The organism is Ekhidna sp., from assembly GCF_040223195.1.
In the GTDB taxonomy this organism is placed as follows: Bacteria; Bacteroidota; Bacteroidia; order Cytophagales; family Cyclobacteriaceae; genus Ekhidna.
In genome coordinates this window covers 26643-44225 of the sequence record NZ_JAVKDX010000010.1, presented here as the reverse complement: position 1 = coordinate 44225, position 17583 = coordinate 26643, and the positions used below count along the sequence as shown (strand labels likewise).

General features: G+C 45.2%; 24 protein-coding genes. 4 read left to right on the top strand and 20 right to left on the bottom strand.

All coding sequences use genetic code 11. The annotated features are described in order from the left end of the window. Positions 1-38: 38 nt before the first annotated feature. The 16 genes from RLN88_RS04200 to RLN88_RS04125 all read right to left on the bottom strand — a co-directional run bounded on the left by RLN88_RS04200 (position 39) and on the right by RLN88_RS04125 (position 9032). Positions 39-290 (bottom strand): hypothetical protein, encoded by a 252-nt coding sequence (locus RLN88_RS04200; protein WP_350220132.1) that lies wholly within the window; start codon positions 288-290, stop codon positions 39-41. 71 nt (positions 291-361) lie between these two features. Next, complete coding sequence (locus tag RLN88_RS04195; RefSeq protein ID WP_350220131.1) at positions 362-1015, bottom strand: hypothetical protein; 654 nt, start codon at positions 1013-1015, stop codon at positions 362-364. 28 nt (positions 1016-1043) lie between these two features. Next, positions 1044-1682 carry a hypothetical protein gene (locus RLN88_RS04190; protein WP_350220130.1) on the bottom strand — a complete coding sequence of 213 codons (639 nt, stop codon included), beginning with the start codon at positions 1680-1682 and terminating at the stop codon, positions 1044-1046. Next, positions 1679-1975, bottom strand: a complete 297-nt coding sequence (locus RLN88_RS04185; protein ID WP_350220129.1) for a hypothetical protein — start codon at positions 1973-1975, stop codon at positions 1679-1681. Before RLN88_RS04185 ends, RLN88_RS04190 begins: the two co-directional genes overlap by 4 nt. Before the next feature lie 4 nt (positions 1976-1979). Next, positions 1980-2432, bottom strand: a complete 453-nt coding sequence (locus tag RLN88_RS04180; protein ID WP_350220128.1) for a hypothetical protein — start codon at positions 2430-2432, stop codon at positions 1980-1982. Continuing rightward, positions 2377-2730 carry a hypothetical protein gene (locus RLN88_RS04175; RefSeq protein ID WP_350220127.1) on the bottom strand — a complete coding sequence of 118 codons (354 nt, stop codon included), beginning with the start codon at positions 2728-2730 and terminating at the stop codon, positions 2377-2379. Before RLN88_RS04175 ends, RLN88_RS04180 begins: the two co-directional genes overlap by 56 nt. Before the next feature lie 16 nt (positions 2731-2746). Then, the gene (locus RLN88_RS04170) at positions 2747-3133 is read right to left on the bottom strand and encodes a hypothetical protein (protein WP_350220126.1); all 387 of its coding nucleotides are present in this window, start codon (positions 3131-3133) and stop codon (positions 2747-2749) included. Then, positions 3130-3585, bottom strand: coding sequence for a hypothetical protein (locus tag RLN88_RS04165; RefSeq protein WP_350220125.1), 456 nt, complete (start codon positions 3583-3585; stop codon positions 3130-3132). The genes RLN88_RS04170 and RLN88_RS04165 overlap by 4 nt, the downstream gene beginning before the upstream one ends. After that, a complete protein-coding gene (locus RLN88_RS04160) occupies positions 3582-3929 on the bottom strand; it encodes a hypothetical protein (RefSeq protein ID WP_350220124.1) in 348 nt (115 codons plus the stop codon). The genes RLN88_RS04165 and RLN88_RS04160 overlap by 4 nt, the downstream gene beginning before the upstream one ends. Further along, a complete protein-coding gene (locus RLN88_RS04155; protein WP_350220123.1) occupies positions 3922-4251 on the bottom strand; it encodes a hypothetical protein in 330 nt (109 codons plus the stop codon). Before RLN88_RS04155 ends, RLN88_RS04160 begins: the two co-directional genes overlap by 8 nt. Further along, positions 4238-4537 (bottom strand): hypothetical protein, encoded by a 300-nt coding sequence (locus RLN88_RS04150; RefSeq protein WP_350220122.1) that lies wholly within the window; start codon positions 4535-4537, stop codon positions 4238-4240. Before RLN88_RS04150 ends, RLN88_RS04155 begins: the two co-directional genes overlap by 14 nt. Position 4538: 1 nt before the next feature. After that, positions 4539-5477, bottom strand: coding sequence for an ATP-binding protein (locus RLN88_RS04145; protein WP_350220121.1), 939 nt, complete (start codon positions 5475-5477; stop codon positions 4539-4541). A gap of 42 nt (positions 5478-5519) precedes the next feature. Beyond that, positions 5520-5846, bottom strand: a complete 327-nt coding sequence (locus RLN88_RS04140) for a hypothetical protein (RefSeq protein ID WP_350220120.1) — start codon at positions 5844-5846, stop codon at positions 5520-5522. Positions 5847-6038: 192 nt separating this feature from the next. Next, positions 6039-6401 (bottom strand): hypothetical protein, encoded by a 363-nt coding sequence (locus RLN88_RS04135; protein ID WP_350220119.1) that lies wholly within the window; start codon positions 6399-6401, stop codon positions 6039-6041. 17 nt (positions 6402-6418) lie between these two features. Then, positions 6419-8629 carry a transposase family protein gene (locus tag RLN88_RS04130; protein WP_350220118.1) on the bottom strand — a complete coding sequence of 737 codons (2211 nt, stop codon included), beginning with the start codon at positions 8627-8629 and terminating at the stop codon, positions 6419-6421. Between the two features lie 130 nt (positions 8630-8759). Beyond that, a complete protein-coding gene (locus RLN88_RS04125; RefSeq protein WP_350220117.1) occupies positions 8760-9032 on the bottom strand; it encodes a hypothetical protein in 273 nt (90 codons plus the stop codon). Positions 9033-9117: 85 nt separating this feature from the next. Between RLN88_RS04125 and RLN88_RS04120 the strand changes: the two genes are divergently transcribed. The 3 genes from RLN88_RS04120 to RLN88_RS04110 all read left to right on the top strand — a co-directional run bounded on the left by RLN88_RS04120 (position 9118) and on the right by RLN88_RS04110 (position 10881). Further along, the gene (locus RLN88_RS04120) at positions 9118-9573 is read left to right on the top strand and encodes a helix-turn-helix domain-containing protein (protein ID WP_350220116.1); all 456 of its coding nucleotides are present in this window, start codon (positions 9118-9120) and stop codon (positions 9571-9573) included. A gap of 21 nt (positions 9574-9594) precedes the next feature. Further along, on the top strand, positions 9595-10011 hold the full coding sequence (locus tag RLN88_RS04115) for a hypothetical protein (RefSeq protein WP_350220115.1): 417 nt from the start codon (positions 9595-9597) through the stop codon (positions 10009-10011). 534 nt (positions 10012-10545) lie between these two features. Further along, positions 10546-10881 (top strand): single-stranded DNA-binding protein, encoded by a 336-nt coding sequence (locus RLN88_RS04110; RefSeq protein ID WP_350220114.1) that lies wholly within the window; start codon positions 10546-10548, stop codon positions 10879-10881. A gap of 148 nt (positions 10882-11029) precedes the next feature. On the opposite strand, the gene RLN88_RS04105 is transcribed toward RLN88_RS04110, so the two are convergent. The 4 genes from RLN88_RS04105 to RLN88_RS04090 all read right to left on the bottom strand — a co-directional run bounded on the left by RLN88_RS04105 (position 11030) and on the right by RLN88_RS04090 (position 16448). Next, on the bottom strand, positions 11030-12145 hold the full coding sequence (locus RLN88_RS04105; RefSeq protein WP_350220113.1) for a hypothetical protein: 1116 nt from the start codon (positions 12143-12145) through the stop codon (positions 11030-11032). Between the two features lie 26 nt (positions 12146-12171). Then, positions 12172-12948 (bottom strand): anti-sigma factor family protein, encoded by a 777-nt coding sequence (locus RLN88_RS04100; RefSeq protein ID WP_350220112.1) that lies wholly within the window; start codon positions 12946-12948, stop codon positions 12172-12174. Beyond that, a complete protein-coding gene (locus RLN88_RS04095; protein WP_350220111.1) occupies positions 12938-13543 on the bottom strand; it encodes an RNA polymerase sigma factor in 606 nt (201 codons plus the stop codon). Before RLN88_RS04095 ends, RLN88_RS04100 begins: the two co-directional genes overlap by 11 nt. Before the next feature lie 136 nt (positions 13544-13679). Beyond that, positions 13680-16448 (bottom strand): S8 family peptidase, encoded by a 2769-nt coding sequence (locus RLN88_RS04090; protein WP_350220110.1) that lies wholly within the window; start codon positions 16446-16448, stop codon positions 13680-13682. A 250-nt stretch (positions 16449-16698) separates the two neighbouring features. On the opposite strand from RLN88_RS04090, the gene RLN88_RS04085 reads away from it, so the two are divergent. Beyond that, positions 16699-17538, top strand: coding sequence for a M57 family metalloprotease (locus tag RLN88_RS04085; protein ID WP_350220109.1), 840 nt, complete (start codon positions 16699-16701; stop codon positions 17536-17538). Positions 17539-17583 lie beyond the last annotated feature (45 nt).

Genomic DNA, 17583 nt, shown 5'->3' with positions numbered 1-17583 from the left:
TTGATACTTTTGTGGTCAGCCAGCGGATAGCTGGGTCGTTAGGCTTCATGCATTTCATCATGCAACCATTCATCAAATTCTTTTGTTGTTTTGGAGTCGCACCACTTTTGCCATACATCCTGTAAGCACGAAATCCTAACATCCGCTAAATCGCCATCTGAGGCTAGTATCTGCAAAGCATATTCGATTACATCACATCGTTCGTCTTCACCATATTCCTCCGGCGGAAGTAGTTGAACTAAGTACCTAAGAGCATCCTGTGCCAATTCGTGTTTTTCTTCTTTTTTCATGATTTTCGTTAGTTGTGCCGCCTCAGACGGTGTTTAGCTTTTAGTTAGATCCGCCATCCTCCGGACGCGGACTAACTCCCTATCATCTGCCTGGCATGCTCATCATGCCAGTGTTTGTTTCTCGCTTCCGTGCTTTGAAACTCCCGGCCACAGTCCATGCAGGTGGTATCCTGTACGAGCAGGCGCATATCTCCGATCTCATCTTTCAGCTGTTCCAGATCCTGCTGGGCTTTGTGCTTTTTGGTGGCCAGCTCTGTCAGGATCTTGCGCGTATCCTGCAGCTCCTCCTCACCCTCTATCAGGGCGCGGCGCTCTGTCCATTTCTCTATAAACAGGTAGGCAAAGAATCCATCCAGCAGTGCGAACGTCACACTGATCACTAACTTAAAAGCGATGGCTTGGAGATCTCCCTGCCATGCCTGCCAAAAAAGGATATTGAGAAACAAACTGAAAAGGAACGCTGAGATTTCAGCAGCTCGTTTGGCTTTCAGCGTGTGCGCGTTTACCGCCACGATGAGCACGGCATTCACCAGGATAATGGCGATCACTCCGGCAAAGCCTTTGGTGAGGTCCTGCTGGATGTGGTCCACTGTGCTGAGCTGCCGATCGAAGAGGGTGAACACCTCAAACCACCGGTAGATCATGAATATTCCATTGCCCAGGATAATGGCCGCCAGGCTCGTGTAGAAACCCGCGATACTGTCAAATTTGGTTTTGTTCTTCATTGCTGTATTTGATTTAAACTGTATTTAATCAGGACTTACGTCCGGTTTCTTTCCATACTTTCTGCTGGTTTGCCAGCGTCACCTTTTCCCATCCATTGGCGCGCAGGTGCTTCCAGTAGGCCTGCAGGCTTGCGCCGCTCAGCGTCTTTTCAAAGGCCGCATCATAGTGTCCGGGAAACTTAAAGCTGTCTTTCACGGGCTTGCCGTTCTTTGCCTGGTCACGGGTGATATTGTACCGGCTGATGTAGTTGTCTATGGTGAAGTGCTGCAGCGGACTGGTAAAGAATACGTCCAGCAGCTCTTTGTTTACCATCACGTTCTTGATGTTAGCCTTTTCGTGCTCTTTGGGGTAGTAGGGCACCTGCCGATATTGCTTGAAGGCGTGGCAGAAAAGGATCAGCTTATCCTTGGCGGTGCTGGGATTTAGTGGCTGGTAGGTTACTTTAGGAGAATGCGGAGATGTCTCGAATGCAAAAGCCATCATATAATGCTCTCCTTTTGGGATGTCTGCCTCCAGCTGGGGCACCTCGCTCATCACCGCATCAAATACCTTTGGTGACATCTGTGGGCTCAGCTCCAGCTGCTGCAGCTCCCCGTCCACATATTTCAGGTAGATGAAGCCCTGGAAGGCTTTGCTGTTCATCCGGTATATGCTGTAGTCTTTCATAGGTTGAAATATTTTTTGTAGTGGTTCCCGGTTATCACTTTGTACACCATGCTGGCATCCTCTTCCCTGAATCTTTCGATCAGGTCTTTGTTTACCCTGCCCAGCACCTGGTACAGGTACTGTGATTCTGACTTTAGAAAGTAGGCATCCGTGAGTACCTCAAAGCAAAAGGAGCTATCGTGCCGCTGCACCGTGCGCAGGTGCTCCCAGCACAGATATACTTCCACATCTCTCCGCTCTGTCTTTTTCAGCGGATCGATATGCTTTATTGGCTCTGGAAATAGCTCTTCCATTTGTCTATTTAGCTAGTGATTCGATTTGGTTTTTATACATTCTCTCAAACTGACCGAGCGTGATACGCATCTCATCAAAGTCCATATCATTAAGCGGTTTGCCAAATTTGCTCTTGTTACTACGGCACCACGCATCCACATTTTGAAAGTTGATCTTAGAGGCTTTCATTCCATGCTGGTCCGCATGCCTGGGCTTGTCAAATCCCATTTCATAGCCATAGTAAAGCATCTTTTTTACCATACGCTCATAGCCTCCATCAGAAGATGGTTGTTCCCCCGTCTGATCCAGCAGTGCTTTGATCATTTGATCAGCTTCAGAAAATAAGAGGGACTTGGTGCTGGTGCAGCGTCCAGCACTAAACTGCCGCACCAGGTCCCTCTTTTCTTCCATCATGTCCAGCTTACTCAGCAGACTGTGAATCTTCGTGATCTGTCCCGGGCTTATCATCCGTGCCATTCTCTTCGTTTATTTGTTGCTCAATCTTTTCTTTCAGCTCTGTGCTCATCACATACAGCCGCTCGTGATCGCCCTTGAGCCGCTCATGGCCTTTCGGCTTGTGGCGGTGCTTCACGGGCGCGCTCAGGTTTACATGCAGTACCTGCTTGTCTTTACCTGTGCCAATCTCCACCACTTCCGGAGGATCCTTTCTATTAAAGGCATCCGCTTTGAGGTACAGCTCATAATTGCCGTCCTCATCCATCGGTACCAGCACGTGGTAGTCTTTCTTTTTTAGTTTCAATGTGTCCTTACTCATGATCTTAGGGTTTAGGTTAGCACTCTATTTTAAATTCTTCCGTCACTTTGAGGGTGACTCCCGCCTCTTTTAGTTCCTGAGCTACCTCCGGATCCTGTATCGCCTTGCGGATGCCTGCCACCGGGATGGTTATGTCACAGAAGTGTCTGTACTTCGAGAAGAAACTCACCGCGCTGAACGTCTTTTTGATCCGGTTAATGGTACTTTTGCTGGCGAATCGTAGCTTGCCTACCTCCGGAAACTCCAGGGTACCATTCTCGTCAAACAGGTTTTTGTTTTCCTCGCTAAACTCTTTCAGATCGAGCTCCAGCTCCTTCATTCTGTTTTGCTCTTCTGCTTTTCGTGCCTTGCACGCGGCATACTCCTGGAGCTTCACTTTCGCTTTTTCATAGTCGTTTTTCATAGTCGTTTTATTATGGTTTTTGATTTGTTTGCTAATTCTTTGATGGTCTGGTGCCAGCCTTCTTCCAGTATGGCACTATTCATCTGCCAGCCCAGCCGTGTGGCTTCATGATATTGCAGGTATGCGCTGATCATGTCGTGCACCACACAGTTTCCTATACTCGTGCGCTGCAGCCAGTGGCCTGTCCCTTCGTGCACCAGGAATACCGGGGCTACCTCTTCCGAGCCTTCAAAAAGCTCTACATCTATCTGGTACCAGACCTTGAGCCAGTGCCCCCAAAAGATGGCCGTCTTTGGCAGCTCCTGCAGTCCGTAGGTGTCTGTGCCTATCACGTGCTCCAGGTATTCATAGGCAAAGTCAAACTTTACCTTGGCCAGGTGCTCCTGCTCCAGTCCCGTCACCGCCATCACCAGCTGGTCCATTTGCTCGATATGGTGTTTGAGATTATTCATAATAATTGCTTATGAATATTATGGTTCAGCTGGCGGATGTTTGGGCATATCTCCATCAGCTCTTCTTCCGGATTGCTCCACCCGAAAAAGGTGAGCGCCTGCGCGACCGTCCAGGTGAGGCTATACTCATCCAGGATCATCCAGCCCCGTTTGATGATCATCACCTTTAGCTCCAGCATCAGACTGGCCTGGATCATGATGTCCAGCTTTGTGCGCTTGACCTCTCGCAGTGAGATCAGCCGGTCTATCACCAGCGTCAGCTCCTCAAACCCGGAACGGCTCAGCTTTACGTTCAGCTTGCCGTTTCGGCTCATCTTTATGGTATTGTGTGCGCGCTTAGCCATACTGCTGCATACTTTGTTTGCGTTTCTCAATGCGGGCCTTATACTCCTCAATCTGATCCTGCAGTCTGGCCTTTTCGCCAGGATCTGCATCCTCTGCCCACTTTTTCAAGGTCTCGACATTGTGCTCAGCTTTAAGCAACCACTGATCATCGATGATGCGCAGACGGCTCACCGCCTCCTGTAGATCGTGCCGTGCCTCGCGCAGCGACTGGTGGGTGGCCTGATAGTTCGAGCCCTCGGTGTACTTCCTGGCCATTACCTCCAGGTTGTCTATCTGCACCTGCAGCTCTGTTATCTGCATTATCAGTTTAGCTCTTGTCATTTTCGATCTCGTTTAGTCTATCTATGATCACCGAGCTTTCCTGTGGGAGCCTAAACACACCCTCCAGTTTCTTTAACCGGCATTTAAACAGGTAGGAAAGATTGACCTGCTGCTTGTACAGTGCCTCTCGGAGTTCGTCCTCCGTATATCGGTTGCTGTTGCCATCGTGACCTGCTTCAAAGGCTTCCCATAGTATCTTCTCCAGTTCTTCCCTGGTGCGCGGCATCTTTGCGTTTTTGAATGAGTTGCCGACCATTGATTTGGTATGTCTTGCTATTTTTTCCATCCTAAAATGCGTTTAAAAGCTCTCTTACATTCTGCTCATTGGCTTCTATCCCTTTGTCCGAAAAGGCCGTATGTATATCCAGGATATACTCCGAAAGCATCCCCCTGTCCTGCACCACCTCTTTCAATACTTTAATGGCCCCTTTGTCTTCAATACCGTTTTCCATAGCTAGCTGAGTAATCAGTGGCTTGGTCAATGGTGCCAGCTTTAGCCTGTTGGATCTATAGCGGCGGTCCAGCTGGGGCATCAGGCCTATTTGTTTTAAGGACCCGTTGGTAAACTTTTCTATGAGGCCTAGGCCTGCCAATATGATCCCGCATTGCTTGCGCACTGCGTCCGTGAGGTCTTTTATGATCCTCCATATATCCCGGTCGCAATCTTCCAGCTCGTCCAGGATGATTAAAAAGCCCGGACGTGCCACGCAGTACTCAGCTATGAGCTGGATCTTGCGGGCAGGGCTCACTCGCTGCTCTTTTATCTTGATCTTCATGGAAGAAATGAGGTGATCGAGCAGGTCATTGCCTTTCATTTTGTGTGTGATCTTCACATACAGCACGGATTTACTGTGCTGTGAGAAGTACTCCAGCCCGTAGGTTTTACCATCGCCGGAATCGGTACTGTCTATAAGGCCGTTTCTAAGGCCTAACTGGGCAAAATTGCAGAGGTTCTGTACGCGCTTAAAGTTGGGGTCGCTATCAAAATGGACCGTTCGGCTGAGCTGCATGCCTATAGCTTTGGCCAGCTGATAGTACCACTCAGATTTTATGTCTACATCCCTGTTGTCCAGCTTGTAGGTAGTGTTTCCCTGCTTTATCTCCGCGATAAACCGGGCATTCACGCCGCTCATCTCGGATAGCTTGTTTTGCGAGTGGTCGGGGTTGTCCTCGGCAAGCCAGCTGGCCACCGCGGTGCTAATCTTATCTTTTAGTTCTTTGTTCATTACTTTTGTGTTTGCTGTATTTGGTTAAATCTTTTGGTTTAATCAGATAGTACCCTGCAGCTCTGCTGTGGGGTACATTATTTCCCAGGTATAGACCAGTCGGCCAGTGATCTGGCACTGTCTCTTCTCTCCTTCACGCACCATGCCTATCCTTATCAGGTCACCTCGTCTACCGGTCACCTGGTTCGATTCCCAGTTTTTCAGTTTATCGAGGGTGCTGCATTCGCGGCGGATCTCTTTGTCTGTAGGCCATCGGCCAAACCGCTCCCGCAGGTTTATGATGGCATCAAACAAGATCCCGCAATCATGATTGAGCCGCTGGCTTTCGCGCAGCTCTCTGTACGCTTCGATGGAGGTGTCTCTAATCATTTTGCACCTCCTTTTTAGTTATTCCAAGTGTATCGTGGTGTACTTCGCACCTGTATTTTGCGCGAAATACTACCTCAATTGATAGGATTCCTTCCTCCCTCTCTGAGCTTGATTGGACTGTATTATTAATTACATGATCAAACAGAGCGCCGCATTCTTGGCATTTGGGGATGTCCATTTTAAATCCCTTTCTCATTTCTCACCTCCTTTTCTGGTGTTTCGCATGCTCACTACATTATTGTACTCGCTGGTGTGTACCAGGTCAGCTCTTAGCTTTTTCAGGCGCTTGATCGTGCGATCAATAGATCCGGCATCTACCGGCACCATGAATATCCACATGCCTTTGATGTTGTTGATCGTTTTGGTTTCGCCAGGCTGCAGCTTGCCGTCTTTTACTTCGGCTTTGGATACTACCACCGCTCCAAATAGGCGGTTCGTAAGTATCATCCAGATAGCCGCCATCCTTATCTTGAAGATGGCCCACCGGTTTAGCAATGGCACCAGATTGGTGGCCCATTTCGGTGGTGTTTTTCTTAGTTTTCTAGTCTTGGTCATATTGCTGTATTTAGTTTTTAAAATCTGCTTATCGTTTCCTTATTTTCCTGATCGGAATACACCACATCCTCCTCTTCCGGTTCTTCGGCGTTCGCTTCCTTTATGGCGTTGATCCTGTGCTCGTTTAGCTCCATTATTGCGTTATCAGCATGCAGTTTGCCATGCACCCAGCTGGTATCTATCGGGGCGGTGTGGCCGTTTTGGGCTGCCACCTCCATATACCGCTCAAATCGCTTCTCGTTGATCTCCACCTGCTCCTCTTTTCTGTCCAGTTCATTGGCCAGCTGCTTTCTTGAGTTCGGCGTGTGGTCCACTTTAGCGCTGCTGTGCTCCAGCGTGCGCACGGCCATTACAGGATTACCGTGCTTATCCAGGATAGGCCTGTCGTCCTGGTAGATCCTGGCATAGCTAAAGTCTTCCGGCTCTATTTTTAATGTGAATTTTTCCGTGATTTTCAGCGCATTAAATGCCGCATCCGGCACGTTGAAAGAAAAGCTCTCCCTTTTCTTGGTCAGTGGGTTGTTCCTGCTCACCACTATCCCTTTATTGCTGTAGGTATATTCCTGCGGCTGGAAGATTGAGAGGGTTTTGCGCTTGCCTGACGATGTGTCTTTGATCTTCTTCATTTCTCCCGGCTGGTACCAGAAGGCATGCACATCTTTCTCCGGGGTAAACTGCCGCTGGTCTGCTTTGGTAGCCTCCAGGCTGGCTCCATACTTTTCAAGCGGGCGCGCGCCCGCGAATATGATCTTGTTCCACTCATTAAAGGATTCATCCATGAGCTGGTAGGCTTCTTTGAATGTAGGCAGCAGGTTGCCCTTGATCTGGCGTGCCATCTCCTCCTCATTCACCGCATGGTCCAGTTTATTGTGGTGCTTGCCATAAAAGCCCGGCTTGAATTTCAAAATCTGTGCATTGAAATGGCCAAAGAAGTTTTCAATCCGCTTAGATCGCGCATTGCCCGCCTGCGCGAGGGTAAAGTGCTTTGAAATAGATCTGATGGCGTGCTTGGCGTGCCAGCTTACGATCGCGCTGGAATTATCCGCCTGTATCTCATGTGGCAGGCACTTGGTACGCATACATGCATCCCGCAAGGCCATGATCACCTGGTCTGTGTTCTCACTGAAGCTGAGGTGGTAGCCTACCACTGCCCAGCTATGCTCATCTATCACCACAAAGGCATGGATGCGGCTGTAGTTGTACCCTTTGTGGGAAAAGTTGATCTGCATAGGCTTGCCATCTATCACCCACTTGGCATTCGCGAAGCTGGCGGATTTCCTTTTCGTGACCACACTAAACACATTGGAAGCAGGCTTTTTGCCGTGTCGCTTGCTGTACCATATCTGCCGGATCTCAGGGGCATTCAAGAAGTTCTTTACCGTCTGCGCAGTGATGATACAGCGATCATCCCATCCTTTTTCGCCGTTCGTCTGCTGGTATAGGTCCATCATCTGGGTGGCGCGTCTCATATAGGCTGCCCAGGTTTGGTCTATACTTAGTTTTATCGTGTCCGCATGGAGCCGGATCAGTAGCGCCTGCTGCTCTTCGGCCTGTTTGTCTGTGTCATTGCGCTTTTTCAGCTTCGCAGCGTTTCGTTTGCCGTATTTGTTGCTGATCAGGCTCTCCAGCGCAGAGAGGTATTCGGGGTGTATCTCCGGTGCAGTGAGGTAATACTCGCTATCGGATGGGTCGAAATGGTGGGGTAGCTGCTTATAATACTGGTAAAAGGGGGCTAATTTCCGTTTAAATATGCGCAGGTTCTTAACAGATCCCTTTAGTTTCTTGCGGCGGGTCAGGTTCATCACGTCCGTGTAAAACCCATCTACAGAATCATAGCCCATTTCACGAGCTTGCTTGCGGTTCATAGGCGCGCAGGACATCATCCATGCTGCCATCTCCTGCAGATCCTCCGAATCTACGCTTGCATCCGAGGCGTAGTAAATTTCAAAGGCTTTGTCGTCAACTTTAGCCAGGCGGCCTAGTTCGTCCTCACGTATCTGGCGCAGCAGCAGATCGCGCGTAGGCATCTGTTTTTCAATGCGTGTTTTCTCCGGGATGGAGTCGTAGCGGATCAGGTTTTTACCGTCTACAGGGTCAGGGATGTTTGCGTAGCTTTTATGACCTTCATTTCTAAATCTATAAGTCGATTTTTTTAAAGTATCGAGGTTGAATCCGTATTTTAAGAGATCATCCCAACTCAGATATATGTGCCCCTGGATCAGCTTCATGATAGTGCCTCGATTAGCATTTTAACAATGGCAGAAAACAGGGCTACCACCATTATGAGCACCACTAAGGCGAACAATCGGCAGGCTAATAATCTAAATGAATTCATATAATTGCTGTATTTGGTTAAGTTCAATTAGTCGGTAGGGATTGGATATAATCCCGCAATGTTTCATGTATCAGGATTCGCTTTTTTTTGGTCGAATTGCTCTCACGCCGTATCAAAGCACACGCCGCATCAATCACATCCTCACTATTCCACTCTCCTGCAAAAACCTTATCTACACTATTTCGGTGTAAGCCTGTTATTCTGGCTATTTCCGCTTTTGCACCGTATGGAAGTGCTTCCTCCAGCCGTTTCAGCTCAGTGAGGTCAATAGTTAGATTATTCCGTTTTATGTACATTTGAATTTATATGTGATTCTATATGTGCAATTATTGTGATAAATAATCACATTAGCAAATAGTTCAACCACATTTTGTGATAAAAATGTTAGAAATCACCAAAAAAGACATTGGGAGGCGTATAGCCACGATTAGGAAAAGGTCTGGCGACACCCAACAGCAGACAGCTAATAAGCTAGGAATCAAGAGAGCTACCTATGCCAGGTATGAAACAGGGGCTAGTAGTATGCCTTTCGATATTGAATCACATTTTGTGAGAATTTATAACACAAGTCACAATTATCTAAAAGGAATGGAGGGCGATATTAGTACTGTTAGTGAGCCTCCTGGTGAATATCTGACAAGTAGTAAAGAAGAGTCCTTTTTGAGTGTGATCGAATCTATAGATAATCCAATTACTAAGAATAGGGTATTTCTTGTTTTTACCGCTCTGAATGAGGGTAAGATTTCAGATCAAAAAAAAATAATCCGGCTATATGAGCAAGTGGAATCATTACGGGATAGATTAGATGATTGCATGAATCAATTAAGTAGTAGTTAAACCCTTTTTAAACGAAAAACTATGATACAGTTAATTAATCGAAATTTGTTGCTAATCATTATGTCTGGCAATATATGCCTGGCTCAATTTGGAGGAAAAAAAATCACTGAGGGCACTTTCACCATTGATAATTATGAATTGACCGTGGGAGATACCCTTAAATTAGGATATGGATCATCCTCTACAGGTGATTTTGTTTTTATTCATATATATTATGGATCAGTTCTTAGTGGTAGTGCTGTGCCAAAGAAAATGCCATCATCACTTTCTGATGGAAAAATAGTATTGGATCACTTCCGATACTCCAAAAAGTATGATCTTTATGCCCCAGTATTTAGGTATCTCTATGAGATAGAGCCGAATAGTTCATTTCCAAAAGTGTGGGTGTTTCCTCAGCTTCGTCAAGCTATTTTTAAAGAAGAATTATACTACAGGTAATACGTGGGCTTATTATGTCTACCTAAACTGTCTACCTAGGGGTAACCTAGAGCCTATAAATAAAATCAAATGTACATTTTATACACGCTCCACGCGCTGTAATCCACCATTCGTAATCGCCGCATTTATTTTTATGTACATTTCATTTTATTTTTCACCGCCTCCCGTTTTGCCGTAAAATCGGCCTTCCCATACCCTACAGCCCCGTATTTCAGTAAAAAATCGGCGGCACTATATATGTATGTTTGATTTTTACCCCCCTATATACGCATTGCGACATGCATCTGAGCAAAATTTCTTGTCCACCCGACCATGAACGGTTCTTCCACATTCGGGGCATTCTCTATTTTCCATTTATCTAAAGTATTGTAAATCAGTAATAAATCCAATTACAAACGACTACAAACGGATATTAAATGACTACAAATACTTAAAAACCGAATCGAGTTTTCTCCCTATCCAACCTTTGCATTCGTCAAATCGACAATTCATCTACCAACAAGGTGAATCATTAACAACTTAAAATTTATAATCATGAAAAGTCTAAAAAACAGCGTACAACTAATTGGTAGATTAGGTAGCGAACCCGAGGTAAGGAACTTTGAAAGTGGCAAAAAAATGGCCACCTTTTCTCTTGCCACAAATGAGACGTATTACAACAATAAAGGTGAGAAAGTAACAGACACCCAATGGCACAATGTGGTGGTGTGGGGCAAGAAAGCTGAGGTGGTAGAAAACTACCTGAAGAAAGGAAGCGAAATCGCCATGGAAGGAAAACTGATCAATCGATCGTATGAAAAGGATGGAGTGAAAAAGTACGTTACAGAAATCAGCTTGAATGAGCTGCTGATGATGGGTAAAAAGGATTAGGTGAATAAGAAGGCCTCAAATAGTCTGTCATCCTAAATTTATGCAGGATCTCGCGTAGTGCAAATGACGATCATTAATATTGAACGAGATTCTTCCTTCGTCAGAATGACATCCTAGTATAGTTAAGACTTTTTGAGGCCTTCTTTCCTTACCTTCTTTTCTTTTTCACAGTTATCTGGTCTAGTGCTTTCTCCCGTGAAATTGCACCACTATCAAAATCTTTAAGTGTTTTCCCTTTCACAGAGACCTCAATCTCTTCCGGCATCTCGCATCCCCTGCATTCGGTGAGTTCCACATTGAACATCAGCATCTCTTCCGGTTTTAGGCTCTTTACCGTTCGTCCATAGTCCAGTAGATTTTCTTTGAAAGATTTTTCAAATTCAGCATACATGGCATTCACCTTTTCATCCCGCTGATCCTGAGTAAGGCCACTCTCTCCGGTGGTTCGGATGGTATGCAATCCATCATCACTGCTCGATGAATAGAACTTCATATTAAACGTGATCCCAAAATTATCCAGGCTGGTATAACCTAATCGTCTTGAGGTTAAATAATAGGTGTTTGAAAGGTCTGGTTCATAAAGTCGGGAAAATATGGTGGAGAACAATTCGATATCCTTGGCCACCTCAGAATCACCTTCAGTCGTCCAATCAATTTTTCCCATGGCCTGCTCTCGGCTAAGCTTTCCGGACTTGTATGCAGAAAGGTCAGACTTTAAAATTTGCGCTGAAAGTCCTTCATTCTTTCTGGTGACATTTCCCCCCACAACAAATATCTGCTCATTTCTTCCTCGTGTTTGAATAACCACCCGATCGGTCGGCTTTAGTTGTCCAATCAGGTCTGCATAGTCAATTAGAAATGCAGACATCTGCTCTTTCATTTTCTCAAGTGTCTTTCTCTCCAATTCCTCAGCATCTACTTTTTTATCACTTCGAGGAATTTCGTCATCATCACCATCGCTCGTGTCGATAATCACTGCTTCATTTCCATAACTATAAACCGACCTTGCTGACCCACTGGTAGAATATGCCCATATAACAGAATTTTTTGGGATACTAAAAATCACTCCATAGTCTTCCAGGTAGTTGCTCTCCACATTATTGTGGTAGTATCTTCCGTTCTCATTCAGCAATGTCCCAATTATATTTTCCGCAATTTTCAGATCGCGCTCCATCCGCTCCTCGTCTAATGACTGTGCGGAGGAAATTGAGACAGAAATTGCAAGCGCAGCAAGCGCAACTAATGTTTTTGATATCACTTTCATTTTGTAATCGTTTTTAGTCCTTTTAATTAATACTGATTTGCAGGTCGGTTTTCATCTGAGTAAAGGTTGCTTATAAGCTGGTTTGTCTGCATTCGGTTCAGTTGTGTATCGTCCGCAAGGTTTTCAAACCTCGCCTGGATTACTTCCATATCGTCCTGTCGTTGCAATTCAAGAAAGATGGCGAAATCCTGGAGCACATCGTCAGTATACTTCTGCTGGGCTAGCTCCGATTGTTCCGTGAGTCCTCTTAGAACTTCTATGCTTTGATTCCTCTGTGCTATCAGATAACTGTCGATCTCGCGTTTGCTCTTTTTCGCCTCACTGTCAACCAACTTTTTCACTTCTTCTTCCGAAGATTTTAGTTGTTCCAAAAAAGTTTCATTGTTGGTTGCAATAGCCTTTTGAATCAAGCTCTCTACTTCCGATTCAGAATACCCCTGAGATGACTGCTGAACCCCGAAAGCCATTGAAAAGCCTTCTTCCCCATAGGAAATCTTTAACTGTACAAAATATCCGGTCAGGATAATCAGCGAGATGCTTGCAGCGACTGCCAGTGGCTTCCTCCACCACTTCTCAGTGTTACTCATAGAAATCACTTTCGCAGTATCAAATGAAAAGGTCGGGGCTGTCACTTCCCTATCTCTGATTTTTCCCAAAACAGCCTGTGCCTCTTTCAATTCTTCTACCTCTTTTCTCGCATCTTCATTTTCGATGAGATATTGCTCCACCTCTTTCCGTTCTTTCGCCGATAGCTCATCATATATATATGATAGCCATGTAGACTCGTCTGGTTTATAGCTCATAATGAATGGTTTCTTTATTAATATTTTTTTCATCCAGCTTTAGCTTTAGGGTCTTTAATCCCCTGTAAAGCCGTGTTTTTATCGTGTTTTCCGATGCATTCAAGGCATCTGCTATTTCGTGAAATTTCATGCCCTCATACTCTTTCATGATGATCACACTTCGCTGATCTTCAGAAAGCTGACCAAGGCAATCAAATAAAATGCGCTCCAGTTCCTGTTGCTGAAACGAGTGCTCTGGATTGAAAAATGATCCCTTAGCCTCACCATCCCCAACCATGGTAACTTCTCCCTCTTCATTGCTGCTGAAGGCAAAAGGCACGGTTTTACTTTTCGATTTTCTCCTGCCTTCCTCGTAGCAAAAGTTGGTAGCAATTCGATACAGCCAGGGCTTAAACCTTGACTTCTCTTTCAGCTTGGAGAGATTTCGATATACAGCGATGAAGGTACGCTGAGTAATGTCAGCCGTCAGATCCTCATCTCCGCAATGCTTCAGCGAATAGTTGTATATCCTTTTGTACCAAAGGCTTACCAATTGATTAAAAGCTGCTTCATCACCGGCCAGGGCACTTTCAATCAGGCTACTTGTGTTTATCATGGATTGATTTACTTGGGCAGCCTGCATGCTGTTGATTTTTTAGCTTCTTTCAAATTACCCATAATGATCAGGTTTTCCTTTATGATGATACAGGTTTTGAAAAAGTTTTGCTTTATATGCCTTTTCTCCTAAAGAATTATCGGACAAGGATTCTTCCGGTATAGATTTCTCCATCGGCAATCAGCCGATAAAAGTAAATCCCGGACTTCAAACCTTCGGTGGGCACTTCGTCCAGGTTTCCTTCCACACGCTGCGAATGAATCAGGGCTCCCCGGTCGTCAATCAATTCGAGCAGTGGAGTTCGTTCTTCAAATTCCCTGGTAATAATCGTGAGAAAATCTCCTGAGAGAACGGGATTAGGGAAGATTCGCAGGGGTATTTCTGTGAGGTAGTAGGTGGTTCCTGCAGTCAGCATCAATTCTTCTCCATTGATAAACCGAACGGTCGCCCTATGTTCATTGAAGCCCTGATTCGGTGAATCATCCAGAAAAGCAAATTGCTCAGAACTAAGTGAATTTACCGTCCCAATTTCAATAAAATTGGAGCGTTCGTTTCGCTCAAAAATGATCTCTTCAATGCCATAGGTGGTGCCCAGCGTGAGATTGAGATAGATTCCAGTATCTAGAGCTACCGTCTGAAAAAATGAAAAAACAAAGCAACCAACACCCTGTTGCGTGTAATCGAATGTGGGTGTGCCGAGTAGCTCCTTCCCACTGGGAAGGTTGGGCTGAATGGAAAACCTGGAAGAATTAAAGGTGAGCGTATTCGGAATGATCAAAAACGTGTCACTAACGGTGGCATATTCCTCAAGGGTTTCATTTCCGAGGGTGTAAACTGTGTAGTCCACAGCATTCAATGAAGGTTTCCACTTCAGCATCAGTGAATCGCCGCAATTAAACCCTACTCTTGCAGAAAGGGGCTCAGAGACCGTGAAAAAATCTGTTTCAAACGTCTCTTCTCCAATAACCATCCTGGCCTTTACTTCATCATTAATGTTTGGAGGGTTATTCCATCTCCAATATCCATCAGCCAGGTTTACATCATCCAACACGATCCAGTTGATTTCATCTGTAGAATAGGACAGTTCACCTGTTCCACTCCTAGTTGTAGTCCATCGGAAGTATGACCCTGTTTCTCCATTGTAGGGCATGTTATCACTTCCTGTCGGAAAGTCCCACTCAAAAGTATCCTCAATATCATATTGCCAGGCAATGAAAAATTCCTGGCTTCCTGAAACTGCAGAGCCCTCTATTTCAATGGTGTAATTAGTTTCCGGATTGGCAATGGTCACTTGCTCCACATTATTCAGGTTATCTATTCCTCTTGTCGCTGGCTTTGAAAGGTCGGAGATATTTGGGCTGGCATCCAGCACCCAAGGCAAGGTGGTATTCATCGATCCATCAATCAGGCGAAGATCCAGATCATTTACAAGTGCCGGAAAGTCATTCACATTAGCCGCCCGATCTGTCCAGCATAGCGTTACCTTGAGATTGATGGCATTGGCAGGCAGGTTGAGCGCAAAGGTTTCCGTTTCTCCATTAGCTACTGTACCTGAATCAAACTGGCCGTTTTGCAAAGTTTGAAGTGACCTCCACGCATTGATGTTTCCATACCCTGTGATAAAATCAAGGCCTGGGGCACCTACATCCACCGCACTATTTATCAGAATTGCCTTTGTCAGCGCCGATGGCATATCCTCCCCTATATTGTCCTCTCCATATTGCTGATGAAGTAAGAGAGAAACCCCTGAAACCAAAGCGGCAGAGTTAGAACTTCCCACCACACTGTAGGCGACCACTTCCGGTTTGACCCGCCCATCATAAGCCGGCCCACGCGACACGAACGCTGGAACTGCACCAACGGTATCCACAGACCCGACCACCAGGGAATTTTTTGTCATTTTGATGTTTCCGGTGAGATTGGCGAATCCCTCTATCCCGGCGTATATGCCATCAGATGGTATCTCTTGTCCCGCATTTCCACTAGAAAATATGTGGAGTAGATATTTATTATTGAAAGCACTAAGATCAAAGGCTCTGGTCTGAACACCATACTCGCTGGCACGCTCAATTCCATACGAGTGATTCTGAATGTTGATGTTTAGATTCAGATAGTCATTATCAGCGTCAGGCATGGCATCCGCAAAGTCTGATGAGGTCAAACTGGCCCGGATGGCTACACCCTGTCCTGTAATGAAGGAATTTCCCGCCCCCGCAATGATAGTAGCCATCTCTGAGGCATGGTTGTCAATGATCTCACTTTCCAGACCTGAGGGAATACTTCGATTCAGGAGATCAATGTCCTCCACATCAAATTGATTTTCCTGAACAGAAACCGTCTCTGTAATGCCATTCAGAGTCGGAAAGTTGTGGTGAATTTTATTGACCCGGTTTGGATTCAGGTTCATGTCTATCACTCTGGCCTCAGTCACCGGCTCGAACACTTTATTGGTAATATGAAGAATGTCGGGCCTATCCGATAAGCGCTCTACATCTTGGAGTTTTCCTTCTACCAGATAGGTATTACGGTCGGGAAATTCACGGATAATCTTTAATCCATCCATCACTTGAAGGCTAGATTCAGAAACAATGTAGTATTGCTGATTTTTTGAATCGATCAGATTGAGTTTCCACTGATTATTGACCTCCCAAATCCTCTCAAATTCTACTGCCTCCTTTAGCCGAACGATGTGATGCGACTGATCGACCGATCTTAGAATCTCAATGGAAGGATCATCAGCGAAAAGTTCCTCCTTACTCGCCTCGATCAGATAAAATTTTTCCAAACTGATTTGGGACTCGTCTGAAACTGATGACTTGGTAAAACCTCTCCAACCATCTTCGTTCTGCGAGAAAGAGATATGATACCAAACAATCATTACCAAACTCAGGACTATTCCTCTCATAGGTTTGCCAAATTAGACAAAACGCCACATATCTTCGATTAAAAAATATTCTACTTCGATTAATGGATATTTCCAATATTAAAATCTAAAAAAATATCGGAACGATAAATAAAAATTGGACATTTTAAATTTTATAACAAATATTATTCGGTTTATCATATGATAATGTTGATAAAAAAATAGAATATTATTATTATTTGTTAAATCAGAATTTTTATATTGGTGTTTATTATTTAACCTAAATATTATTATGAGAAGATTAAATTTTACGCTATGGAGTGTGCTTGTCATGTTCCTGGCAGTCGGATTCACCTCATGTTCTACAGAGGATGAACCACAAGCTGACGAGATTTCTAATGAGGTCTTGGCACAATTTACTGATTTGGGATTCGATGTGAGCGACATTGAATTTGTTAATCACAACAACCCGTTAACAGGGGAATCGAGCAAGCAATATAAGCTTGAGGGCGACATCTTGATTCCTGAATCTCAAATGAGAGAGATGCTCGAAAGTGACGTCTTTCACGTTGGTGCTGTGGGTGAGCAGTACCGAACCAACAATCTAGTGAGTAACAATCGGACCATCCGTGTAATTGGGTACACCGGAGGGTCTAATGCACTAGATAACACTATGCGTACTGCATTGTCTTGGGCAATAGACAATTACAATGCGCTCAATACTGGACTGAATTTCACGCTTACTTATGGCACCAACTATGGGTCATATGATATCGTAGTGTATCGAGTGAGTGGTGGAGGTGGCGGATCTGCCGGATTCCCATCCGGAGGAAACCCTTACAAGTTCGTCCAAATACAATCAGGTACTAGTAGCTATGGCACAAACACAACTGAGCATGTGATCACTCACGAAATCGGTCACTGCCTTGGCTTGCGTCACACTGATTATTTCAACAGATCACTTTCATGTGGTACTGGCGGAAACGAAGGTTCGGGAGGTGTAGGAGCAATCCACATTCCTGGCACTCCTACTGGCTTTGATGCCAACTCTATCATGCTTTCTTGCTTTAGCGCAAACGAAGATGGAGAGTTTGGAAGCTTTGACAGAGTCGCTCTAGAATACCTATACTAATCGCAAATTGCCCTCACCAAAGTAAAAGCCGGCTTAAGTCGGCTT